The organism is Chloracidobacterium sp. (genome assembly GCA_016711345.1).
In the GTDB taxonomy this organism is placed as follows: Bacteria; Acidobacteriota; Blastocatellia; order Pyrinomonadales; family Pyrinomonadaceae; genus OLB17.
The window spans coordinates 3,074,777-3,100,383 of record JADJTD010000001.1; the positions used below are offsets into that span (position 1 = coordinate 3,074,777).

The 25,607-nt window shown below is 51.9% G+C and carries 15 protein-coding genes; 11 read left to right on the top strand and 4 right to left on the bottom strand.

All coding sequences use genetic code 11. The annotated features are described in order from the left end of the window. Positions 1-20: 20 nt before the first annotated feature. Genes asd through IPL32_12745 form a run of 3 tightly spaced genes read left to right on the top strand, consistent with a single transcriptional unit; the run spans position 21 to position 3,495 of the window. Positions 21-1,061 (top strand): aspartate-semialdehyde dehydrogenase, encoded by a 1,041-nt coding sequence (gene asd / locus IPL32_12735; protein MBK8466687.1) that lies wholly within the window; start codon positions 21-23, stop codon positions 1,059-1,061. A gap of 3 nt (positions 1,062-1,064) precedes the next feature. After that, entirely contained in the window at positions 1,065-2,180 is a 1,116-nt protein-coding gene (locus IPL32_12740; GenBank protein ID MBK8466688.1) for an AI-2E family transporter, read from the top strand. A gap of 22 nt (positions 2,181-2,202) precedes the next feature. Then, positions 2,203-3,495, top strand: a complete 1,293-nt coding sequence (locus IPL32_12745; protein ID MBK8466689.1) for an adenylosuccinate lyase — start codon at positions 2,203-2,205, stop codon at positions 3,493-3,495. Here IPL32_12745 and IPL32_12750 read toward each other — a convergent pair. Beyond that, the gene (locus IPL32_12750) at positions 3,492-3,875 is read right to left on the bottom strand and encodes a hypothetical protein (protein ID MBK8466690.1); all 384 of its coding nucleotides are present in this window, start codon (positions 3,873-3,875) and stop codon (positions 3,492-3,494) included. The two genes, IPL32_12745 and IPL32_12750, sit on opposite strands and share 4 nt — an antisense overlap. A gap of 135 nt (positions 3,876-4,010) precedes the next feature. Here IPL32_12750 and purS point away from each other — a divergent pair, with 135 nt between their 5' ends. Beyond that, on the top strand, positions 4,011-4,256 hold the full coding sequence (gene purS, locus IPL32_12755; protein ID MBK8466691.1) for a phosphoribosylformylglycinamidine synthase subunit PurS: 246 nt from the start codon (positions 4,011-4,013) through the stop codon (positions 4,254-4,256). Further along, positions 4,253-4,954, top strand: a complete 702-nt coding sequence (gene purQ / locus IPL32_12760; protein ID MBK8466692.1) for a phosphoribosylformylglycinamidine synthase subunit PurQ — start codon at positions 4,253-4,255, stop codon at positions 4,952-4,954. The genes purS and purQ overlap by 4 nt, the downstream gene beginning before the upstream one ends. Before the next feature lie 250 nt (positions 4,955-5,204). Here the strand turns inward: purQ and IPL32_12765 are convergent, their stop codons facing one another. Continuing rightward, positions 5,205-7,304, bottom strand: coding sequence for a PD40 domain-containing protein (locus IPL32_12765; GenBank protein MBK8466693.1), 2,100 nt, complete (start codon positions 7,302-7,304; stop codon positions 5,205-5,207). Positions 7,305-7,510: 206 nt separating this feature from the next. On the opposite strand from IPL32_12765, the gene IPL32_12770 reads away from it, so the two are divergent. Together IPL32_12770 and IPL32_12775 are read left to right on the top strand one after the other, a co-directional pair. After that, positions 7,511-11,098, top strand: coding sequence for a hypothetical protein (locus IPL32_12770; GenBank protein ID MBK8466694.1), 3,588 nt, complete (start codon positions 7,511-7,513; stop codon positions 11,096-11,098). Between the two features lie 9 nt (positions 11,099-11,107). After that, positions 11,108-16,924, top strand: coding sequence for a hypothetical protein (locus IPL32_12775; protein MBK8466695.1), 5,817 nt, complete (start codon positions 11,108-11,110; stop codon positions 16,922-16,924). 116 nt (positions 16,925-17,040) lie between these two features. On the opposite strand, the gene IPL32_12780 is transcribed toward IPL32_12775, so the two are convergent. Together IPL32_12780 and IPL32_12785 are read right to left on the bottom strand one after the other, a co-directional pair. Further along, the gene (locus IPL32_12780; GenBank protein ID MBK8466696.1) at positions 17,041-18,048 is read right to left on the bottom strand and encodes a hypothetical protein; all 1,008 of its coding nucleotides are present in this window, start codon (positions 18,046-18,048) and stop codon (positions 17,041-17,043) included. Positions 18,049-18,089: 41 nt separating this feature from the next. Further along, on the bottom strand, positions 18,090-18,848 hold the full coding sequence (locus IPL32_12785) for a DedA family protein (GenBank protein MBK8466697.1): 759 nt from the start codon (positions 18,846-18,848) through the stop codon (positions 18,090-18,092). A gap of 180 nt (positions 18,849-19,028) precedes the next feature. On the opposite strand from IPL32_12785, the gene IPL32_12790 reads away from it, so the two are divergent. From IPL32_12790 to nrfD, 4 genes are all read left to right on the top strand, one after another. After that, positions 19,029-19,943 (top strand): ROK family protein, encoded by a 915-nt coding sequence (locus tag IPL32_12790; GenBank protein MBK8466698.1) that lies wholly within the window; start codon positions 19,029-19,031, stop codon positions 19,941-19,943. Positions 19,944-20,202: 259 nt separating this feature from the next. Next, positions 20,203-20,862 (top strand): cytochrome c3 family protein, encoded by a 660-nt coding sequence (locus IPL32_12795; protein ID MBK8466699.1) that lies wholly within the window; start codon positions 20,203-20,205, stop codon positions 20,860-20,862. Between the two features lie 29 nt (positions 20,863-20,891). Next, positions 20,892-24,146 (top strand): TAT-variant-translocated molybdopterin oxidoreductase, encoded by a 3,255-nt coding sequence (locus IPL32_12800; protein ID MBK8466700.1) that lies wholly within the window; start codon positions 20,892-20,894, stop codon positions 24,144-24,146. After that, positions 24,147-25,604: a polysulfide reductase NrfD gene (gene nrfD, locus IPL32_12805; protein MBK8466701.1), complete on the top strand. Its 1,458-nt coding sequence runs from the start codon at positions 24,147-24,149 to the stop codon at positions 25,602-25,604. The last annotated feature ends 3 nt before the right edge of the window (positions 25,605-25,607 follow it).

A 25,607-nucleotide genomic window follows, 5' to 3' on the forward strand; every position in this document is an offset into this window, starting at 1 on the left:
GAATTTTTTCTCGACAGCTTATGAGTAGAAAATACAGAGTTGGAATATTAGGTGCAACGGGCACTGTTGGACAGCGGTTTGCGCAGCTTTTGGAGGGGCATCCGCAATTTCAGATCACTGCGATGGCGGCTTCGGACCGATCGGCGGGGAAGCCTTATTCGGAGGCTTGTGCGTGGAAGTTGGCTGGGGCGATACCGGAGTCGGTTCGCGACATTGTCGTGTCGCCGATCGAGCCGCCGTTGGATTGTGATCTTGTTTTTTCGAGTTTGCCGTCGAGCGTTGCTCGCGAAACTGAGGAAGCATTTGCCCGCGCAGGTTATCCGGTAATCAGCAATTCGTCGAGCTATCGGATGGACGAGGATGTGCCGCTGTTGATCCCTGAGATCAATCACGAACACGTCGGCCTGATAGAGAAACAGAAAGCCAATCGCGGTTTTACGAAGGGATTTATTGTTACCAATCCGAATTGTGCGGTTACCAGCTTTGCTCCGCCGCTTGCGGCTTTGCATCGCAAGTTTGGTGTCGAATCGGTTATTTTGACAACATTCCAAGCCATTTCGGGTGCGGGATATCCGGGCGTTCCGTCGCTTGATATTTTTGACAATGTAATTCCATACATAGCCGGCGAAGAGCCGAAGGTCGAAATAGAAGCTCAAAAGATAATCGGCAAATTCGTTGACGGAGCGATAGTCAAAGCTGATTTTGCCGTTTCTGCACAGTGCTTCCGTGTTAACGTGATCGACGGCCATATGGTGTCGCTTCGAGTGAAACTAAAACAAACGTCAACCCTCAAAGAAGTTATCGAGTCGATGCGAACATTTCCGTCGCTTGATCTGCACTCGTCGCCGAAGCATTTCATGGAAGTCACAGACGAGCCGTCGCGGCCGCAGACACGGCTTGACCGCGACAACGGCAATGGTATGACGATCACTGTCGGACGTGTTTTTCCTGATAATATTTTTGACTACCGTTTTGTTTCGTTGAGCCATAACACTCTGCGCGGCGCGGCCGGATGTGCCGTGTTGAATGCGGAACTGCTGATCGCAAAGAATCTCATCTAATCAATGGCCGAAAAAACCGAGCCGGGAAAAAGCTACGCACAGCGAGTACTCATTGCTGTTGGCGTGGTGTGTCTCATCATACTTTGTCTCGTTCTGGCCTATTTCACTTTTGACATCCTGCTGTTGATCTTCGCGGCGGCATTGCTGGCGATCTTTTTACGCGGCCTCGCCGACATTTTGCGTCGTTGGGTACCGGTGAGTGAAGGGTGGCTGGTACTGATCGTTGCGGCCTTACTCATTGTTTTGGTTGCGGGTGCGATTGCTTTACTGGCTCCAAGTGTCGCGGAACAGGTTCGGGTTTTGAGGGTTGAGATACCTCGATCGGCTGAGAGCGCCGGCGAATATTTATCTCATTATAACTGGGGCCGCACGCTCATAGATCAACTTCCCAGTGCCGATGATGTAATGGCAAAGATTGACGCGGCAAGTATGCTGACTCGGGTTGGCGGTTATTTTTCCTCAACCTTGGGAGCGTTAGGCAATATTTTTGTTGTCATTCTGATCGCCATTTATCTTGCAAGCGAACCGCGATTTTATGCATTGGGAATGACTAGGTTTTTTCCCATAGCAAAGCGCGATCGGGTTGGCGAAATACTGGATACGATCTACGAAACGCTCCGCTGGTGGCTGATCGGTAAAGTCGGTTCGATGATCTTTATTGGCATACTGACCTGGATCGGGCTTTCGATCTTGGGTGTGCCGCTGGCATTGACGCTTGGGTTGATCGCCGGACTGTTGTCATTTATTCCAAATTTTGGGCCAATTATTTCGGCAATTCCGGCTATATTGCTGGCTTTCATTGATAGCCCTATCAGCGCCGTTTATGTCCTTGGCCTATATGTCGGAGTGCAGTTGATAGAATCGAACGTCGTCACGCCGATCATCGAGCGTGAGACCGTCGAGCTTGCACCCGCCTTGACCATCATTTTTCAGCTTGTGCTGGGAGCCCTGATCGGCGGTCTCGGATTGGTGCTTGCGACGCCGTTGCTCGCCGTAATCGTCGTGATCGTGAAAATGGTCTATTTTGAAGACGTGTTGGGCGACAAACTTGCGGCGAGCGAACTGCCGGATGAAGAGAGAAGCAACAATGCCGACGAAAAGCCTGCTACGGCTTCTTAATTAGTGAGGAGCCTGAAAAATTATGATCGAACGATACACATTGCCCGAAATGGGCGCCGTCTGGTCGCAACAGAATAAATTTCAAAAGTGGCTCGATGTCGAGATGGCCGTTTGCGAAGTTCACGCCGAGATGGGCACGATTCCCGCTGAGGCGCTCGCTGAGATCAAAGCAAAGGCTGCATTTACGGTCGAACGGATAAGCGAGATCGAGAAAACCACCGATCACGATGTCATCGCCTTTACGACGAACCTAGCCGAGAACATCGGCGAATCCGCGCGGTTTGTACACTACGGGCTGACTTCAAGCGATGTTGTCGATACGGCGAATGCTCTGCTGCTCAGAGAATCGTGTGATATTTTGCTTACAAAGACTGATGCATTGCTTGAAATTCTGAAACGCCGGGCCTTCGAATTCAAAGATACGCCGCAGATCGGACGCACTCATGGAATTCATGCTGAGCCGACCTCGTTCGGGTTGGTGTGGGCTCTTTGGTATTCGGAAACGAAACGAAATAGGGAGCGATTGCTGAAAGCCAAAGATATTGTCTCAGTAGGCAAGATCAGCGGAGCGGTTGGCGCGTTTGCGCATCTTTCGCCGGAGGTCGAGGAAGGGGTCTGCAAAAAACTCGGCCTGAAAGCGGCTGACGTTTCAACACAGGTCATCCAGCGCGACCGTTATGCCGAGTATCTCTGCACGCTCGCGATAATTGCTTCGACGTTAGAAAAGATCGCACTGCAGGTGCGTCATTGGCAGCGAACCGAAGTACGCGAGGCTCAGGAGTTTTTTAAGACTGGCCAGAAAGGCTCGTCGGCGATGCCGCATAAAAGAAATCCTATCTTGTCGGAACGCATTTGCGGCATGGCACGCACTGTCCGTGCCAATTCGATCGTCGGACTTGAAAATGTCGCTCTCTGGCATGAGCGCGATATATCGCATTCATCTGCCGAACGTATCGTACTGCCCGATTCTAGTGCGACACTTGATTATATTCTCGCCAAGACGACGAGCCTTCTCGACACGCTGATCGTATATCCGGAGAATATGCTTAAGAATCTTGACCTGACAAAAGGGCTTGTTTTTAGCGGGCAATTGCTTTTGGCTTTGACGCAAAAAGGCGTTTCACGCGAGGACGCATACGCCTGGACGCAGCGAAATGCGATGAAGGTCTGGGACGAAGGCGGTGATTATCAAGGGCTAATAAATAAAGACGCGGACATCTCTACGCACCTTTCTGCTGAAGAGATCGCCCGCGTCTTTGATCTGCAACATTACTTGCGCAATGTCGATAAAGTTTTTAGCCGCGTTTTTGGTTAGTTAGACCACTTGTCGGCCATGTCGCCGATGACAGGGAGCTTAAACATCTGTCCCTGAAAAGCTTTGACCATGCACATAATAATCGCTGCAAGAATTGCCAGACCTATTACGGCCTGAACCAAAAGAAGCACTAACGCGAGTGCAGTGGATTGTGCCACCGCGACAATGCCGCCTAAGATCCCGAGACCGACACCAAGAACAATACACGCTCCCATTAGCAACAACGACTGGAAGGCGTGAAACCGTGCAAGTTTATTGGTCTTGTCCGTGGCAATAATTATGATGCTCATGATCAGGTTAACAGCACATATTGGCAAATAGGCGAGTAAGGCTGCGACATTGGCGTCAAGTCCTAGGGCCGACTTTCCAGAGTTGTTCATATTAGTATTAAATTCTCCTTAAGAAATTTTTCAATTGAGAAGTTCGAGAGCCGGGAAATTAGGTGAAATTTACCACAAGACATTGATAAATACAAGAAACTCGTTCACAATCTACAATTTATTTCGGAGCGGCAAATGAAAGCTTTAGTCTATGTAACTCTCAAGCCGAGCGTCCTTGATCCTCAAGGCAAGGCGATCCATCATTCGGTCGAACTTCTCGGCCATACTAATATCAGTGACATCAGGCAGGGAAAATATTTTGAGATCGAGATAGACTCGGCGGCTTCCGAATCGGAGGCTCGTCAAGCGGTCGAGCAAATTGCCAAAGATGTTCTCGCCAATCCCGTGATCGAAGATTACAGAGTGGAGATCACAGCGTGAAGTTTGGAGTTGTAGTTTTTCCCGGTTCTAATTGCGATCACGATGCGTACCACGTGCTGTCGAAGCTTGTCGGCCAGCCGGTCGATTTTATCTGGCATCAGGAAACTGAGCTGCGTGGGTTTGATGCGGTGATCGTTCCCGGCGGATTTTCTTACGGGGATTATTTACGTGCCGGAGCATTGGCAAGGTTTTCGCCTGTGATGAATGCTGTTAAACAGTTTGCCTCTGAAGGAAAGTTTGTTTTCGGCATCTGTAACGGGTTTCAGATCTTGTGCGAAGCCGGCTTGTTGCCCGGCGTTTTGATGCGAAATCGCAGCCTCAATTTCATCTGCAAACACGTCAATCTCCGCGTTGAAAATCGGAACACGCCTTTTACATCCGAAGTCGATCCGTCAAAGATCCTTTCAATCCCGATCGCTCACGCCGAAGGCAATTATACCTGCGACGACGCGACCTTTAATTCGCTCGAAGAGAACGGTCAGATCATCTTTCGCTACTGCAACGAAAACGGCGAAGCCACCGACGAATCCAACCCAAACGGAGCCCGCTCAAACATCGCCGGCATCTGCAACCAAGACCGAAACGTCCTCGGCATGATGCCCCATCCCGAACGAGCCTGCGAAGAAATGCTCGGCTCCAACGATGGCCGCGACATCTTTCGCTCGCTGGCAAATACGATAGAGAGAATAGCCGCTTAAAAACCCTATTCAGTGTCGTCAAGAGCTTAAAATCGCGCAAGAATGATCTCTGAAAGTGATTCTTAAGGATTAGTGGATGACACAGGGAGCGTTTGGGTCAACGCCAAACTGGACCTGTCGTTGCCCCTCGTTGTCACAGCTAATATTTTCCATTCATATTCGTCGGTTTGCTCATTGCCGTCAGCAGCGCCAATACACATAGCGTTCTTCGACCTAGCCACTATCACAAAGTAGTTTAAGATTACACGGATTATTGAAGACCATCGATCAATACCGCAGTATGTAACCATTCGCCGCGGGTAAAGATGTAAGAATTATTGTCGGGAGCAAGTGAATAGTATTCAACTTCTTTATCGCCTAGATCGGCGACATGACGAGGTTCGGCATCGTCCAGCGACTGCTCCCACAAAGTATTACCTTGCTCGCTCCAAGTCACATAGCTAAATGTACGATTATCCATCGACCATGCGATCCTCACAGGAAGTGAACGGGCGTCGGCAAAGTCGAAAACTTTCACTATATTTTTATCGGCAACCTGCATCACGGCAATGCTTGTCCTCTCCTCCTTTTCACTCTTTCGAGTAAAAAAGGCGGCTAAGGTCCCATCGGGTGAAAGTGCGGGCCGATGGACCTTGTGATCAGAAACCTGAACCTCCTCGCCGGTTTTCGTGGAGACCTTCCACAGTGTATGCAGCTTGTTCGCCTCGTAATAAACCCATTGTCCGTCCGGCGAAACGAATACCGGCAAACCGCCTTCCGTTTTTGTCATTGCTGTTTGATTGCTTCCATCAGAATTCATCCGCCAAACCTGATTTGTTCCGGAGCGGGTTGAATTGAAAAAGACTGTGCTCCCGTCGGGTGAGACGCAGGGAGAATGATCTTTGTGAGGGCTGTTAGTTAGCTGGCGTTGTTCGCCTCCTTCGCGGTTAATACCCCAGATGTTGCCATCCTGTGTAAAGTAAACGATGTTTCCATCGGGAGAGAAAACCGCCTCACGAGCGCGAGTCAAACCTTTTGTTAGCCCTTGAGACGAAAGGAATAGCTGAAAATCCTCGCTAACTTGCGTGGACATCATCCGGCTAGCATCTTTCGTTAAACTAATGCCCCTGAAACTAGCAGAATCTTTTGTGAGAGATCGCGTTTCGCCGGTCGTCATTGAAATTTGCCAGAGTTTTGACTGTCCGTCAAGGGTTTCCTGAGCCGTCACGAGGAGAGTTTCCCCATCAGGCAACAACTTCAAACTGTGAATATTAAAAAAAGCAGGTGATGAAATTGCGGATTCCATTCCATTTTGCAGATCGATCTTGGCAAGGTGAAAATCTTTTGCGCCGTTGTCGGATACTCCACTCGCAAAAACGATCGATTTACCGTCGGGCGAAAACTGGTTATCGCTGATCCGAACACGTTTGGCAGTCGTGTGTATTTTACGCTCGTTTTGGCCGGTGGTGTCGGCGATCATCAGGGAACAGAAGTCGTTTTCCTTATACTGGCAACGAACAAAGGAAATTTGCCGGTCGTCGGGCGAGAGACTGATCCAGCCCTCGGTAAAGGCTATTATTTTTTCAGGCACGCCGCCGAGGAGCGATATGCGATAAATGCTCGTTGCCTCCCTCTCGTTTCCGCCCGGAGGTTTTCGCACAAAGTAAAGGGATTGACCGTCGTTAGCAAAAACAAGCCCGAAATAAAATTCGTCACTCGGCGGAACAAGCAGCGTATTTTCTGAAGTTTCTAATTTTCTTAGCCAAACGCTTAATTTGCCGCCGGTCTCATCGATATATGCAGCGAGGTTGCCATCCGGCGAAATGACGGCGTGTAACGTTTTGCCCGAACTCGAAAATTTCTCGGAACGAAAATTGGCATCCAAAATCGGTATCGAAGCCGACCCAAATACTTGAGTTTTAGCCAGCCACGTTCCCGTCGCGAGTGTGCAGAGCAGGAAAATGCATAATGCAGCAAATGCCGCATAACGTCTGTACTTCGTCGTTGGTTGCTCGATGACTCTAGGTTGTGTAGCTATTTCAACCGGTGCTTCGCTGATCTCCGCAATGAAACGATAGCCGCGCCGTGGAACGGTTTCAATGAAACGAGGTTTGCGTGAGTCATCGCCAAGCGTCTTTCGCAGGAGTCCAATAGTGAAGGTAAGATTGCCCTCCTCAACAAAACTATCCGGCCAGACCTGGCTTATCAAGTCATTCTTTTCGACCAAAAGACCGTGATTTTCGACCAGAATTGAGAGCAGTAGAAAGGCCTTTGGCGTAACCGGCAGCGGTTTACCGTCTTTCACTAAGACTTTTTCCTTAGTATCGAGAAGAAAGCCTTCAAACGTAAAGCTCTGTGTTTTCAACGACATACGGCCTCTAATAACTTTCTAATAACTTTCTCATCGAAAACAAAGGACTTTTCCGGGAGAAATATTCGATGCTGTGATTTTCAAACGTGCTTTTTCTTAAAAGTAGCACAATTCGCGCCGGACAGGAACTAATTATTTGCAGTGAACGGGTGAACACATCTCCCGTTTTAAGGCTTTGCCGCAATAGATAATCAACAGGAAAAACCATGAACAAGAAATTTTATGCCGTAACCGGAGTCATATTTTTGATGCTGAACTTAGCGTTGGCTGCTCGATCGCAGTCGGCGCTCGACGGGTTTGACCCGAACGCCAATGGCCTTGTGAGGGCCGTGGCCGCGCAGCCCGACGGCAAGATCCTTATCGGCGGCGATTTTACTTCCGTCTCGCCGAATGGCGGAGCGGCGGTTGTACGTAATCGGTTGGCCAGATTGAACCACGACGGAACGCTCGATGCATCCTTCGACCCGAACGTGAGTTCCAGTGTCTATTGCGTCGCGCTGCAGCCGGACGGCAAGATCCTGCTCGGCGGCCTTTTTACCAGCGTCGCCGGTACCACACGCAATCGCATCGCGCGTTTAGAGGCAAACGGCACCCTCGACACAGCATATGATCCGAATGCTAATAATGCTGTCCTTTCCATAGCAGTGCAGACGGACGGGCAGATTCTGGCGGGCGGTGATTTCACCAGCATCGGCGGCTTGACACGCAACCGGATCGCCCGGCTGGCGGCGGCAAGCGGCGCGGCTGATGCGCTGTTTCAGGCGGACGCGAGCAGTTCTGTTTGGTCGATCCTCGTACGGACGGATGGCGGGATATTGGTCGGCGGAGCTTTCACCACCATCGGCGGCCAAGCCCGGCTGTACATCGCGCGGTTGAACCCGGATTCCACGGTGGACGCTGCTTTCAACCCAGCTGCGAACGATGAAGTCCGTGCCATTGCGGCGCAGTTGGATGGCAGGATTCTGGCAGGCGGCAAATTCACCAGCATTGGCGGACAGGCACGCGGCAGGATGGCTCGATTGGATCCGGTGAGCGGCCTGGCTGATTCACTTAACCCGGCGGCAACCAGTGATGTCCGTACCATCGCCGTGCAGGCAGACGGTAAAATTCTGGCTGGCGGCTTTTTCACCGGAGTAAATAGCATAGGCGGACAATCCCGAAATTACATCGCTCGTCTGGATGTCGCCACCGGGCTGGCCGATTCCTTCGACCCGAAAGCGAGCAGTCCGGTACACGCCCTCGTCATTCAAGCGCACGGCAAGGTTCTCGTGGGCGGCCAGTTCACCACGTTTGCTCCGAACGGCGGGGCGGCTGTTACGCGCAACCGAATCGCACTGGTTGAGAGTGACGGCACGCTGGATGCGTCGTTTAATCCGGCTGCTGGCGACTTTTTTTCCAGTCCCGTTGGCACCGCGATTGCGATCCAAGCGGACGGAAAGATACTCCTCGGCGGCCGTTTCGGCACGTTAGAGCCAAACGGCGGGACGCCGGTGACGCGGAACCGCTTCGCGCGTGTCAATCCCGACGGCACACTCGATATTGCATTCGATCCAAACATCTTCGACGGAACTGCGGAGATAGTTCATGCAATCGCTGTGCAGGCAGACGGCAAAATTATCATCGGCGGCACGTTCTCCACCCTCGCACCAAACGGCGGCGGGACTGTCACGCGCGGAAACCTCGCGCGGCTCAACGCGAATGGCACGGTGGACACAGCGTTCGACCAGAATGTTAGCTCCGGTCCCTCCCCTATTGCTGTCAACGCCATCGCGGTGCAGGCGGATGGAAAGATTCTGATTGGCGGCAACTTCACCGCCCTTACGCCAAGTGGCGGCCCGACGACCACGCGCAATCGCATCGCACGTCTGAACCCCGACGGCACTCTTGACATCACCTTCAATCCGAATGCCAACGGTACTGTCAGTGCTATTGCCGTGCAGACAGACGGAAAGATCCTCCTCGGCGGCGAGTTCACCACGCTGGAGGCAAACGGCGCTCCGATCGCCCCGCGCAACCGCATCGCTAGGGTGAACGCCGACGGCACGCTCGATGGCTCCTTTGATCCGAATGCCAACAATGCTGTCAGTGCAATTGCGGTGCAGGCGGATGGGAACATTCTTCTTGGGGGACAATTCACTACCCTCGCTCCAAACGGCGGCGGGACAGCCACTCGTAGTCACATCGCCCGGGTAAACGCCAACGGCACGCTCGACACAACGTTCGACCCGAACGTCAGCGGTACTATCAGAGCCATTGCGGTGCAGACCGATGGAAAAATTCTCCTCGCAGGCGTGTTCTTCACGATCGCGCCAAACGGCGGTCCGATTTTCAACCGCAACCACTTCGCTCGGGTTAATGTCGATGGCACCCTCGACATCCCCTTCGATGCGAATGCCAACAACCCACCCTATGCAGTCGCGGTGCAGCAGGACGGAAAGATTCTTGTCGGGGGTGATTTCGGCGCCATCGGTGGGCAACTTCGTCGCCAATTCGCCCGGCTTACGAACGAAATCGCGGTGCAACATCTGTCTGTCACACAGACGAACCTCACGTGGACGCACAGCGGAGCGGGCGCGGAACTCTCTCGCGTCACGTTCGAACAATCTGTCGACGGTGTGAATTATACGTTCCTTGGTACAGGCACGCGAACGGGCACGACCAGTGATTTCACGCTCGGCGGGCAGAATCTGCCGACCGGACAGAACATTTACATCCGTGCCCGCGGCTTTTATCCCACCGGCAACCAAAACGGCTCTGCGAGCATAACGGAATCCGTGCGGAATGTATTTCTCACTGCAGCTCCTTTGGTAAGCGGAACGGTCACGTATGGCAACGCGGCCGCGCCGCCGAAGTATATTTCGAACGCAACTGTCACCGGAACCGGTTCGCCGAGTGTGTTCACGACGACTGCGGCTCCCGGCGGAACTGCGGGACAATACACGCTGACCGGATTTGGATCTGGTTCTTATACGGTCTCGTTATCCAAGACAACAGGCCAGAATGGCATTTCATCACTCGACGCGGCAAGGATCGCACAGCACGTTTCAGGCTCCGTGCTTTTAACTACCGATAGCCAAAAGGTAACGGCGGATGTCAGTAATAACAATGCGATCTCTTCCTTTGATGCGGCACAGATCGCGACATTCGTCGCTACTGGTTCATCAGCAGGCTTAGCCGGACAATGGAGATTTTTTGTTTCGCCGGGGCCGACGTTTCCTGTCGGAACTTCGCCAACGAGCCGAACATACACGTCAGTAACGAGCAGTATTGCAGGCGAAGACTACAGCGGCCTTTTGATGGGTGACGTCTCCGGCAATTGGAATCCAACCGCGGCGAGAACCGCAGACAGGAGACAGGAGACAGGTGACTTGAGTCAGGAGACAGACGAGAGTTTAAAAGCAAACATCGCTGTCAGCCTGCCAGAGATTTCTACAAAGAATAAGGAAATTACCATTCCTGTCAGCGTACAGAGCATTGCGAACAAAGGCGTCATATCTTATGAATGTGACCTTCGATACGATCCTTCGGTCATACAGCCGCTTGTTGATGTGATTGATCTAAAAGGAACAGCAAGTCGCGGCCTTTCGGTTGTGACAAATGCCGCTGAGCCGGGGCTTTTGAGGGTTGTTGTTTACGGGGCTTATCCGATAGACGAGAATGGCGTGCTTTTGAATCTGAGGTTTGCGGTGGTCGGTTCGACAGGTGCGGTCTCACCACTTTCATTCGAGCGGATAATGTTCAACGAAGGCGAGTCGCGAGTATTTATAACCAACGGACAGATCGAACGGTTCTAAAGGAAAACTATGAACAAGAAATTTTATGTCGTCACTGTAACTATATTTTTGATGTTTAACATTGCGTTGGCTGTTCGAGCGCAATCCGCGCTCGACGGTTTTGACCCGAACGCCAACGGTATAGTTCAGATCGTGGTGGTGCAGCCGGATGGCAAGATCCTTATTGGCGGCGATTTCACTATGGTAAAAGGTATATCACGGAACCGCATCGCAAGGCTGAATCCCGACGGGACGGTGGACACGCTCTTCGACCCGAACGCTTCGGCGTTTGTGGGAGCCATTGCGCTGCAGGCGGACGGGAAGATCCTTGTCGGCGGCAGTTTTAACGGAGTGAACAGCATCGGGGGACAGACGCGCAATCGCATTGCGCGTCTGGATGCTGTTACCGGACAGGCCGATCTGTTCAACCCGAACGCTGACGCTCAGGTCTACACGGCCGCAGTCCAGGCGGACGGCCAGATTTTGGTGGGCGGCGATTTCGGCAGTATTGGCGGGCAAACGCGCAGCCGCATAGCACGGCTCAACCCGGACGGGACGGCGGATTCGTTCAACCCGGCTGTAAGCGGTTTCGGGGTAGGTGTCATTGTCTTGCAGTCAGACGGTAAAATATTGGTAGGCGGCACTTTTAGCAGCATCGGCGGACAGGCGCGCAGTCACATGGCCCGCCTCGACCCAACGACGGGGCTCGCCGATTCATTCAATCCGAACGTAAGCCCCGGATCCTTTGGTGTCAGTGCAATTGCGGTGCAGGCGGATGGTAAGGTCTTAGCGGGCGGCGTTTTTACAAACATCGGCGGACAGCCGCGCAACCACATTGCGCGACTGGATGCGGCCACGGGGCTGGCAGATTCGTTCAACCCGAACCCGAACAACATTGTCAGTACAATCGTCGTGCAGCCGGACGGCGAGGTCTTGGTGGGCGGTGATTTCGGCAGCATCGGCGGACAGTTACGCGTCGGCATCTCCCGGCTTGATCCTTCTACCGGCCTTGCAGATTCGTTTAACCCGAACGGGGATGGTGGAATCCGTTCGATCGCGGTGCAGCCGGACGGCAAGATCTTGGCAGGCGGGGATTTTACTACGTTTGATCCGAACTTCGGCGGAGCGCCACTGACGCGAAACTATATCGCCCGTCTGGAAATTGACGGACGGCTTGATCGAACCCTGAATCTGAGCGCCGTTGGCCAAATTATTTATGCCCTCGCAGTGCAGCCAGACGGCAAGATTCTCATTGGCGGCACTTTTACCCAGGTTTTTGGCGTTATGCGCAATAACATTGCGCGATTAAACACCGATGGAACGCTAGACACCACCTTCAATCCGAACGCTGCCGGACAGGTCTTTTCAATTGTGGTGCAGCCGGATGGCAAGATCTTGGTGGGTGGTACTTTCACTAGCATCGGTGGACAGACCCGCAACCGTATCGCCCGGCTCGATACTGCAACAGGGTTGGCAGATTCGTTTAACCCGAATGCGAACGACGCTGTCTTTTCAATCGCGGTGCAAACAGACGGTAAGGTCGTTTTGGGCGGTGTTTTTTACACCATCGGAGGAGTGACGCGCAACCGTATCGCCCGAGTCGATCCGGTGAGCGGACTGACAGATTCGTTTGATCCAAACGCAACCGACAGCATACCAATTCCTTTTGTCCAGCCAATCAAGATACAAGCAGATGGAAAGATTCTGGTGGGTGGATTTTTCAACACTATCGGCGGAGAGACTCGCAACAACATTGCCCGGCTCGATGCAGTTACTGGAGCGGCTGATTCGTTTACCCCGAACGCGTTCCGTGTGAGTGAGCCTGAGGTTAATTCTATCGCCGTGCAGCAGGACGGTAAGATACTAGCGGGCGGATTTTTCACTGGCATCGGTGGACAGTCGCGCAATTACATCGCCCGGCTCGATGCCGTTACTGGAGCGGCTGATTCGTGGAACCCATCTGCAAACTTTAGTGTTATGACAATTGCGATGCAGGCGGACGCCACTATATTAGCGGGCGGCCTTTTCTCCAGCATCGGCGGACAGACGCGCAACGGCATAGCACGCCTCGACTCTATAACAGGGTTGGCTGATTCGTTCGACCCGAGCGCGAACGGTGGTGTCTATTCAGTGGCCGTGCAATCCGACGGCAAGATTTTAACCGGTGGCAACTTCAGCAGCATTGGCGGACAGCCTCGAAACCTTTTTGCCCGGTTGAGCAACGCAGCTGCTGCGCTGCAAAACCTGGCCGTCACGCAAACAACCGTTACGTGGACACGCAGCGGATCGAGTCCGCAACTCGAGCGCGTCACTTTTGAGTCGTCAACCGACAACGTGAACTACACTCCGTTGGGCAATGGCACGGCCACGGGAGACACTTGGTCGCTGACAGGTTTGAACCTCTCGACAGGACAGAACATTTACATCCGCGCCCGCGGTTATTATCGCAGCGGAGCTTTTAATGGTTCGGAGAGCATTGCGGAATCGGTGCGGAATGCGTTCCTTGTTGCCGGGCCGACTGCGACGACGACAAATACACCTACCAACACTGCCACGGCTACGCAGACGAACACTCCGACACTTACGCCGACGAGTACATCCACAAACACTCCAACGCCGACGCCCACTGCAGGACCTTGCACTGTTGTGACAAATACGAATGACAGCGGCTCTGGAAGTTTGCGCGACGCGTTGAACTGTGCAAATACCACACCGGGAGGTGACACTATCACTTTTAACATTGTTGGGGCGGGTGTGCAGACGATCAGCCCGTTGTCGGCCCTTCCAGTAATTACCGAGGCAGTGACGATCGACGGAACGACACAGCCCGGCTTTTCGGGTACACCGCTTATAGAATTAAACGGCACATCCGCTGGCGGCAGTATTGATGGCCTGAGCATCACGGCAGGCGGCTCAACTATTCGAGCTTTGATCATCAATAACTTTGGCGGCGACGGCATACAGATCACGGCAGTCGCGGGCGGCAATACAATAACCGGCTGCTACATCGGCACAAATGCAGCGGGCACAGCCTCAGCGAGTAACGACCAAAACGGCATTTTGATCAACGGTTCGCCTAACAACGTTATCGGCGGCACGACTGCTGATTTGCGAAATATCATTTCCGGTAATGGCGTCAACGGTTTCCACGACGGCGTCGAGATCACCGGCGAAGCAGCGGACGGCAATCAGATACTTGGTAATTATATCGGGCTGGGAAGCAACGGTACGACGGATGTCGGCAATGCGGGCAGCGGCGTGCGCATTCTAAGCGGTTCGGACAGCACGGTTATCGGCGGCACAACGACGACGGCTGGTGCGGCTCCCGGAAACGTCATTTCAGGCAACGGTCAGCAAGGGATCTACATTTCCGGCGCGACGTCTACCGCAATGTCGGTGCGCGGCAATATCGTCGGCCTGCAGGCAAACGGAACGATCGCGACCGGCGCGGGCAACGCTATCAACGGCATTTGGATCGAAGACTCGCCCAATAACATCATTGGCAGCACCTTAGCATCCGGGCGCAATATCATCAGCAATAACGCCCAGGCCGGCGTTCAGATTAGCGTTGCGGCATCGACCGGTAATCTCGTTCAAGGCAACTATATAGGCACGAATTCGTCGGGTACCGCCGACCTTGGTAACATCACCGCCGGCGTTCTGGTGAATGCCTCTGGCAACACCATTGGCGGCACGACCGCAACTCCCGGCACCGCTGCGGGTAACGTCATCTCCGGCAACAACGCGCAGGGCGTGAACATCGGTTCCGGATCGAATCAGGTTCAGGGCAACATCATCGGCTTGAACGCGAGCGGAACAACCGATCTCGGCAACTCGGGTGATGGAGTCATCGTCGCAGGCGCAAGCAACACTATCGGCGGAGCAACCGCCGAACTGCGAAACATCATTTCCGGCAATGACGCCAATGGCATCCAGATCAATGCCGGAGCGGCGGTCAGCAATTCGATCGCGAGCAACTACATCGGCACCGATATCACAGGGACACTCGATCTCGGCAACACGAGCAACGGTGTTCTGATCACCGTTGGAGCCAGTAGCAACAATATCGGGGGCCTTTCTGCTGCGGCCGGAACGGCGCCCGGCAATGTTATTTCAGGCAACAACGGGGACGGAGTCGAACTGCTCAATGTGTCAACCACTGCAAATTTGATCCGAGGCAACATGATTGGAACCAGCTCAACCGGCGCTGGCCTCGGCAACGGCGGCCATGGTGTTTTCTTCAATGCCGGTATCTCCAACACGCTTGGCGGAACTGATGTAACAGGCGGAATCTGCAATAATTCGTGCAATATTATCGGTTCGAATGCTCTGGATGGCGTTTTTGCCTTAAGCGGCACAGGCAACGCGATCAAGAGTAATTTCATTCGCTCAAACGGCGGACTGGGAATAGACCTCGGAGTTGACGGCGTCACGGCGAACGACACCGACGACCCAGACCCGGGTGCAAACAACCTTCAGAATTTCCCGGTCATTACTAGCGCCGTTTCCGGTGACACACCGATAATTACTGGAACTTTGAACACCACTCCGAACAGCACAACAGGCTATCGCATCGATTTCTTCGAGAACACAGCATGCGACGGTTCTGGCAATGGCGAGGGCCAGATATGGCTCGGGTCTATCACCACATCCAACACTGACTCCTTGGGCAACGTAACGCCATTTGGTTTTGCGCCAGCGGCCCTAAACGCCGGCAACAGCATTACCGCCACGGCCACCGATGGTTCGGCCTTTGGAAACACCAGTGAATTCTCCGCTTGTTTCACAGTAGTCACCGCCGCTACTCCGACAGCGACAGCGACGGCAACACCAACACCTGCGGAAACGCCTTCGATCAGCGGAACGGTCACGTACGGCAATCCGGCGTCGCCGACTACGAAGTTCATCTCTAATGCGACGGTAGCGAGTACGGTTGGTTCACCCCTTGTTACGACGGTGACTGACGCGCCGGGCGGAACTGCGGGGCAATACACGCTTACAGGTTTTGGTACAGGAAACTATACGATTGGTGTAACTAAGACAACGGGGCAGAACGGCGTCTCGTCAGCCGATGCGGCGAGGATCGCTCAGCATGTTTCGGGTGTTTCGCTTATCACCAACGACCGGCAGAGGATCGCGGCGGACGTGACGAACAACGGAGCACTCTCTTCAACCGATGCGGCACAGATCGCAAGGTTTGTTTCAGGGCTTGGGCCGCCAATAGGTTTGGCAGGCCAGTGGAGATTCTTCGTTCCGAGCTTAACAGAGCCGACGTTCCCGATCGGAGCATCACCGACGACTCGAAGTTACGCCGACCCGATAGGTGTTCAGACGGGCCAGGACTACATCGGCATTCTTGTCGGCGAGGTCACAGGTAACTGGAATCCGACGGCGGCGAGGCCTTTTAACGGTAGGCAGTTGGCAGAAGTAGAAGGCAGCGGGCCGGAAAGGGGTATTGCGGTTGAATTACCTTCGGTTGTTGGATCTGTTGATAAAGAGATCGTTGTTCCCGTGACAGTCGAAGGTATTGCTAACAAAGGCGTGATCTCTTATGAATTTGATCTCAGGTATGATCCTTCGGTGATACAGCCGGTTGGTGATGGGGTTGATGTGAATGGAACAGTCAGCCGCAGGCTTTCGGTCGTGACAAATGCAACGGAACCGGGGCTTTTGAGGGTTGTTGTTTACGGAGCGTATCCGATAGAAGAAAACGGCCTTCTGCTGAATCTGAGATTTACTACAGTTGGCGCATCTGGTTCCGTGTCGCCGATATCGTTTGAGCGGATAGTGTTCAATGAGGGCGAGCCGCGAGTTGCAATCATTGAGGGAAAGATCGAACTGCTTTAATAAATGCTGAGGCCGGCGGGTTAGTAAGGCTTCGGCAAAATAACCAGTCGCTATCGCTCCCGGTTCTGATACGAGTGCGGGTTTTTTTGAAGCTGGCTCGCCGTTTATGCAGCGGGTTAGGTCACTTTTACGGTCAAGCCTTGTGGATGGGCTTGCCATTCCAAAACCTTGGCGCCCGGTTGATTGCTCAGGGCTTTTTCCACATCACGGCGTCGGCCTTCTTCACAGTAGAATGCGATGCAGCCGCCGCCGCCGGCTCCGCAGACCTTGGGGGCAATGGCTCCGTTGGAGAGGGCGGTGTCAATTAAGTGATCCATTTGCGGCGTGGTGATGTTGGGTGAAAGTTTTTTACGTTGCGGATGAGCCTCGGCGAGGATCTGGCCGACATCGTTCCAGTCATTCGCTATCAAAGCTTCACGCATTTTTAAAGACGTGTCGCGGATGCCTTCGAATAATTCAAAAAGCTCGCGGTCGCCGTCGATGTGGCGTTTTGTGATCTCCCAATTGTTGGTGCCGGAGTCGTGCGGTTCACCAGCGTAGCAGACGGCGATGCGGCTTTCCAGCGTCGCGATATCAATGTCTAACTTTTCGCGTTGGATACCCGCCGCGCCGAAATGAATGCAAGCAACACCGCCGTATTGAGCTGAATAATAGTCCTGAAACCCGGTCGGCACTTCGATCACCTGACATTCGACATTTGCGGCGATATGAACAAAACGTTCGGGATTGTAACGATCGCCGACAAGTTTATTCAAGGCTCCGATGCAGGCGATATTAAGCGTTGACGAACCAGCGAGACCTGCTTTCGAAGGTCCTTCCAATGTAGTCGTCATCTTAAAGCCTTTTTCCGGTCGAAAGAAATATACGAGTTTTGAGAGAAGCTTCAAACGCAGTTCGTCTTTAAGTGAAGCTATTTTGCCGACAGTGGTTTCGAGACTCTCTTTTTGATCGGTCGATTCGAGAATGATGCGGTCATCGGCTAGGGTTTCGATGCGGCAATGCGCAAGGAGGCTTACGGCAAAATTGACCGTCGCTGCACCCTCATGAAAAAGAAAAAGCGGCGGAATATCGATTGTGCCGCCGGCAAGGTCAACGCGTGTTGGGGCTGAGGATTCGATTATCATATGTGAACGGTTAGTAGTCAGTAGTGGGGGAAAAGCAAATACTATTGCTTGTAGTTCTGACTTGTTGTTTCTTCTTCTTTTCTCTTTTTCTCTTCAACTTTTTCTTCACGATTTGGTTCACGCGTTAGGTGCAGGCGTTCGCCAAGGTCGTGGAGCTTTTCGGTTGCAACTTCTTCGACTGCTAGCAGTTTTTCTTCGATCCTCTGTATGGTCTCGGGGTTGGCGGCTTCAACGCGTTCGGACAGCCAGAATCTTTCGATCACATAAAAGACAATAACGCCGACCAGGACGATGATGAACAGAGCGATGCCGATCTGTTTAAAATCACCGATTATCGATGTAACAAACCCGCTAAAAAAATAACCCGTGCCGGAAAGCAGAAGTACCCAAAAAAGACAGCTAATAAAACTAAGACTCAGGAATCGAAAAAAAGGCATTCGCCCAACACCGTAAAATACACACATCGCAACGCGAATGCCGTAAATGTATTTTGAGATAATGATCGCTGAGTTTCCAAATTTTTCAATTAATTTTTCGATTCGCGGCTGCGCTACCTGGTAGAAGCGATAGTCTTTTGCCTTTTCGTGAAAGATGCGTCCTATTCCGTAACCGCAGCAATCGCCTACGACGCCGCCCAACGTACCCGCGATCAACACCAACAAAAATCCCCACTCGCCGAAAAGGCCTCCGTGCGCCATTGTTCCGGCGATCAAGAGAGTTATGTCACCTTCGACCGTGCAAAGTGCAAAGACGGCAACGATGCCAAATTCTGCGACTAGTTCGTAAAACTGATGCTCCATATCGAGATGGCAATAAGCCGCATCGTATTAAAAAGAGTAACTTTACAGTTTCATACAGTCAAAGTTACCGGTTATGGCGTGTTGAAAAAAACGTAGTGGTTGACACTCCAAGTTACAGTGTCTAAAATCGCGAATAGCGTCGGCATTTTTTTCTGCACAAACAAATTAATGACAGGTTCGATGGAAAACAGATCCAATCGCGTTGGTATCGAGGTTTCGAGTTCGCATTTTCTCGCCGTTTCGATTGATGAGAAAGACGCGATCGCCAAGACGTTCTCGTCACCTGTCGAAAAGGAAGAGGATCGTGCTGCTCAGCTTCTAGGTTTTGTTAAGAAACTGAAAGCGGAATTTGGCGATTTCACTAGTGCTGGCATTTCATTTCCTGGTTTAGTTGATAGAGAAGCTCAAAGGGTAGCGTTCTCGGCACAAATTCCGGAACATTCGGATATAGATCTTGTTGGTCAGATGCGTTCTGCAGCCGGCATTGAGGCCGTGATCGAAAACGATGCAAATGCTGCTGCTTACGGTGAGTTCGTGCTAGGTGCCGGACGCGGAAGTCGCAACCTTTTTTACATAACGCTCGGCGAAGGTGTTGGTGGAGCATTTATCCTGAACGGTGAAATATGGCGTGGTGCTGCGGGCTTTGCTGGAGAATTTGGCTATGTGCCTATCGATTCCGAAGGAACAAAACTCGAAGAGGTTGCCTCAACCGTCAACATCATTCGCCGCATTCGCAGCCGAATTCATCAAGATAATACATCGTCTCTCAATAGTCTCGATGAGGAAGCGATCACGCTTGACGCGATCATTACAGCTGCGCTGAAGGAAGACGATTTTGCCCAGATGATGTTGCAGCGCACGGGAGCCTACGTCGGAAGTGCTGTTGCGAGTGTGATCAATCTCCTCAATATAGAAAAGATTGTTATTGGGGGCGAGATAATGAAGGCGAAGCATCTGGTTCTGGATGGTATCGTCCAGCGATCAAAAGAGCTTTCGTTCAGGCCTTCATTCGATTCTACAAAGATCGTAGAAGGCAAACTCGGCGAAAACGCAGCCGCTGCGGGAGCCGCCTTACTTGCACATCAGGCCGAGTAATAAGCCGAAATCGAAAATATTTATTCTGCTTATTAACAAGGCTTATGTTGTTATATATTGCTTGATATGTGGAACGCGGTTATTTTTCTATTGTGTGCAATTTGCAGATTTTAGAAGTTTTAGTAAAATCATTTACGGTTTACAGTACGCAATCTTAAGTCATACGTTTGTTCTTCGGCCTTTTTCCATTTCTGTTTCAAGATATGGAAAGCGCGAGAGGTCTAATTTTGTAAATTATTCTCCGCGGGAATTCTAGAAGATGGCACAACTTTTTAATAAAAGTGCAAATAATATCGCCAAGATCAGCTTGATCATGGTGCCTATCCTCGGTGCGACTGCGTTTTTTGCTTTTACGCAGCTCGCCCGCTCATCTTATCTCACGGGGCAGTATGTGGAAAAACAGCAGCCGGTGCAGTTTAGCCACAAGCATCACGTTGGAGATGACGGCATTGATTGCCGCTATTGTCACCAGACGGTAGAGACGACCGGATCAGCAGGCATGCCGTCGACGCAGACATGTATGAATTGTCACAGCCAGTTGTTCGCAGACCAGCCGTATCTTGAGCTGGTGCGTGCAAGTTTCCGTGATAATAAGCCGATAGAATGGGAACGTGTTCACGATCTGCCGGAATATACATATTTTAATCACAGCATTCACATAGCGAAAGGTGTTGGTTGCTCGACTTGTCACGGCCAAATAGACAATATGCCTGCCGTTTACCAGGAAAGCACGCTGCAAATGGAATGGTGCATCGCATGTCACCGGGCTCCGGAGAATTTTATTCGTCCGAAATCCGAGATCTACAATATGCAGTGGCAGGACAGAGACCTTGACACGGCAGAACGCAAACAATTGAAGGCCGATTATAAGATCAGAAGCAAAGAGATGATGACGAGTTGCTCAGTCTGTCACAGATAGAGCTTATTTTGAGAGGAATCTGAATAATAATGCCCAGCCCAGCAAGCAAAACAACATTTGCCTCACTTCGCGACCAGATTTTGGCGCTTAACGGGAAGGAGTATTGGCGTAGTATCGAGGAACATGCCGATACACCCGAGTTCAGGGATTTCATTTCTGAGGAATATCCGCATGAGATCGAGGAGTGGGACAGTAGCCTAAGCCGCCGTAATTTTGTAAAGGTAATGGGAGCTTCGCTTGCTCTCGCGGGGCTTAGCGGATGTGTTATTCAGCCTAGTGAAAAGATCGTGCCGTATGTTCATCCCGTCGAGGGAATGTTGCCGGGAAAGGCTAATTTCTTCGCGACGGCGATGTCTCTTGGCGGAGTCGCGACAGGTCTTCTGGCAAAAGCATACGAGGGGCGTCCGGTAAAGATAGAAGGAAATCCAAGCCATCCTGGAAGTCGCGGAGCGACCGACGTGCTTGCTCAGGCTTCGATCCTCGGGATGTACGACCCGGACCGCTCGCAAGAAGTTACCTACCGTGGAGGCTCGAAGACCTGGGAAGCTTTCTTGAATGAGGTGCGTGCCGCTGTCGAAGAAAATCGTAAGGACGGCGGTGCGGGAGTTAGGTTTTTGACCGAAACAGTCACTTCGCCAACGCTGATCGACCAGTTTGCGAAAGTTAAGGCCGAATTGCCCAATGCAAAATGGATACAGTACGAGCCGATCAATAAAGACAACGCTCTGGCCGGAGCAAAGATGGCATTTGGCTCGCCGGTGCATACAGTCTATAAGTTTGATAAGGCAGAGCGAATTTTGTCGCTAGACGCGGACATTTTTTCAGGCTTTAACGTTGCCTACATTAAGGATTACAGCAAGGGCAAGGCGTTTTCGGAGGAGAAGAAAGAGATAAGCCGCCTTTACTGCGTCGAATCGACGATCAGCTTGACCGGTGCAAAAGCGGACCATCGTATTGCCGTCAAGCCGAGCCAAATAGCTGAAATTACAAAGGCGATTGCCAAAGCGGTCGGCGTTTCGGGGGCGAATTCAACATACACCGAAAACGCGGCATGGATCGCAGGACTCGCAAAAGACCTGTTGGCGCACAAGGGCAAATCGCTGGTTGTTGCAGGTGATAATCAGTCTCCGTTGGTTCACGCTCTTGCCCATGCTATTAATGGTGTTCTCGGAAATGCCGGTGAGACTGTGGTCTACACCGAACCGTTGTCGCCAAACTCAGACAAACTGCAGATCGAACAGCTTCGCGAACTTATTGGTGATATCGATAGCGGCCGTGTCAAGATGCTTGCCATCTTGGGCGGAAATCCGATGTACAACACTCCAGCGGACTTAAAGTTAAATGCTGAGCGCATGGCTAAAGTGCCGCTTTGTATTCATTTAGGCCTTTACTCCGACGAAACAGCTGAGTATTGCCATTGGCACGTTGCAGAGAAGCATTTTCTCGAAGGTTGGAGCGATGCTCGAGCATATGACGGAACGGCTTCTATCGTTCAGCCGCTTATACAGCCGCTTTATGACGGAAAGAGTATTCACGAAGTTGTTCAGCTCTTCTTAAGAGAGAATTTTGATAAGAAAGATCTCGACATTGTAAAAGAATATTGGCAAAAGCAGGATATCAAGGCAGCAGCAGCGGCTCCTGCAAAGGCCGAAGATAAGCTGGAATCGAAAGAGCAACACGACGGCAAAGAGGCCCTAAAAGCGTCAGCGTCGCCTACTGGCGTACCGGTCGCTGCAATTGCACCAAAGAATTTTGAAGACAATTGGCGAAAGGCGGTCCACGACGGTATCATACCGAACACTGCCGCTGTGCCGAAACCGGTGACGGCAAATTCCACCTTTTTGGGTCAGCCAGAACTAAAAACTGCGGCATCTGGTAGTCTTGAGATCGCAATTTTGCCTGATCCGTGTGTTTATGACGGTCGGTTTGTGAATAACGGGTGGCTGCAGGAATTGCCAAATCCGCTTAACAAGATCACCTGGGACAACGTTGCCCTTATCAGCCCTAAAACAGCCGCAGATCTTAAGATAAATGTCGATAACGACGCGAGGGAATTTGCTGGCGGGGCTCAGGGCAGGAGCTTTATCAATACAAAAGGCGGCAACCAGTTCTCTGATCTGGTAACGCTCACATATCAGGGCGGCAAGGTCGATAAGCCCGTTCCGATGTGGATCGCTCCGGGCCAGCCTGACGGTGTTGTGACGATTTACATGGGTTATGGCCGTACGCGTGCCGGAAAAGTCGGTAGCGGAATCGGCTACAGCGTTTTTGATATTCGCCGCTCGGATGCGATGGATCACGGCTTCGGCGACATCAAGGTGACGGGTGAGCAGACCGATATTGCGTCGACGCAGATCCACTTCAATATGGAAGGCCGCGATCTGCTGCGTGTTTGGGATATCGACACGATCGAAGAGAGCATTAAAAACGGCCACCAGCACAACGAATACGACAAGTCGATGTATCCGTACGAACAGCATCAGGCTGTTTATGAAAAGAATTACAGGTGGGGAATGTCGATCGACATTAATTCCTGCGTAGGCTGCAATGCTTGTGTTTTGGCGTGTCAATCAGAGAACAACATTCCGGTCGTGGGCAAGGAGCAGGTCAATCGCAGCCGCGAAATGCACTGGCTTCGTATTGACGCCTACTTTGAAGGCGATATGGAGAATCCCGACGGGCCTCACTTCCAGCCGGTGCTTTGCCAGCAGTGCGAACAGGCTCCGTGTGAAGTCGTCTGTCCTGTTCATGCTACGGTTCACAGTGCTGAAGGCCTTAACGACATGGTCTACAACCGCTGTGTCGGAACTCGATACTGTTCTAATAACTGTCCGTATAAGGTTCGCCGCTTTAATTTCCTGCTTTATCAGGACTGGAACACCCCTCAATATAAGCTAATGCGAAACCCGGAGGTTTCGATCCGTAGTCGTGGTGTGATGGAGAAGTGTACATATTGCACGCAGCGAATCTCGCAGGCACGTATCGAGGCTGAAAAGGATGGTCGCAAAGTACGAGACGGCGAGGTCGTGACTGCTTGTCAGTCTGCTTGCCCGGCGGACGCTATCATCTTTGGAGACATAAGTGATCCGAACAGCCGTGTTGCGAAGGCGAAGAAGGATCACCGCAACTATAATCTGCTCAATGAGTTGAATACGCAGCCGCGAACGACATACCTTGCAGGGCTGAAGAACCAGAACAAGGAAATGCCGGATTATAAGCCGCATGTTCAAAAAGGCCATGGAACTGAAGAGGCAAAGCCTAAACCGGGAGGCGAAAAACACTAAATGTTGAACGAAGACAAAGACCTTCAACAAAAGCTTCACCCGGCCATGATCGAGGGCGACCATAATTTGGCAAGCGTCACCGACAAGATCAGCGACGTTACGCTCAAGAAGCGAACGCCGTTCCATTGGTTTATTGGGTTCGGTATTGCGTTCATGATCGCACAGATGCTTCTGTTCTCGGTCATTTGGCTTCTCGCGAACGGTATCGGTATTTGGGGAAACAACCAACCAGTTGGTTGGGCATTCGACATTATCAATTTCGTCTGGTGGATCGGTATTGGCCATGCCGGAACGTTGATCTCGGCCATTTTGCTGCTTCTTAATCAGAAGTGGCGAACGTCAATCAACCGTTTTGCCGAGGCAATGACCCTATTTGCTGTCGCCTGCGCCGCTATGTTTCCGCTTCTGCACACCGGGCGTCCGTGGCTGGCTGCGTATTGGCTGTTTCCGTATCCGAATACGATGGGCATCTGGCCCAATTTTCGCTCGCCTTTAATTTGGGACGTTTTCGCGGTTTCTACGTATGCAACGGTTTCCGCCTTGTTCTGGTATGTCGGTTTAATACCCGATCTAGCAACGCTTCGCGACAGGGCAAAGAACAAATATTTCAAGTTCGTTTATGCAGCCTTGTCATGGGGCTGGCGCGGTTCGGCGAGACACTGGCATCGTTATGAGATCACATATTTGATCCTTGCCGGACTTTCGACACCTCTTGTGCTTTCAGTTCACTCGATCGTGTCATTAGACTTCTCGGTGTCGCAGGTGCCTGGCTGGCATGCTACCATCTTTCCGCCGTACTTCGTCGCCGGTGCTATCTTTGCCGGCTTCGCGATGGTTCTGATCCTTTGTATCCCGCTGCGTCACTTGTACGGGATGAAGGATTTTATTACGCATACGCACCTCGTTTATATGGGCAAGGTGATGCTCGCGACCGGTTTGATCGTGGTCTACGGCTACGCGATGGAGGCTTTTTTTGGCTGGTACAGCGCTTCGCAATACGAAGTCTTCATGGTCAAGAACCGAATCTGGGAAGGCCCGTATTGGTGGTCGTATTGGCTGCTTATCTTTTGTAACGGCATCTCGATCCAATTTTTGTGGTTCAAGCGGTTCAGGGAAAGTGAGTTCTGGCTCTTCGTGATCTCGATCGTCGTTAGCGTCGGAATGTGGCTTGAGCGTTTCGTTATTATCGTAACAAGTCTGCACCGTGATTTTCTCCCGTCTTCGTGGGCGATGTACAGTCCGCAGGTTTTCGATTGGTCAATGTTCATTGGCACGATCGGATTTTTCTTTACACTGATCTACTTGTTTGTCAGGTTTGTGCCGATGATTTCGATATTTGAAGTCAGAACGCTGTTGCCTGAGGCAAATGTGCACGGGCATCAGCAGGATTTCGAAGAAAATGTGAATGAGGTCGAATATACATACGACCGGACCGACCCGCCCGGATCAAAGAGCTAGGTT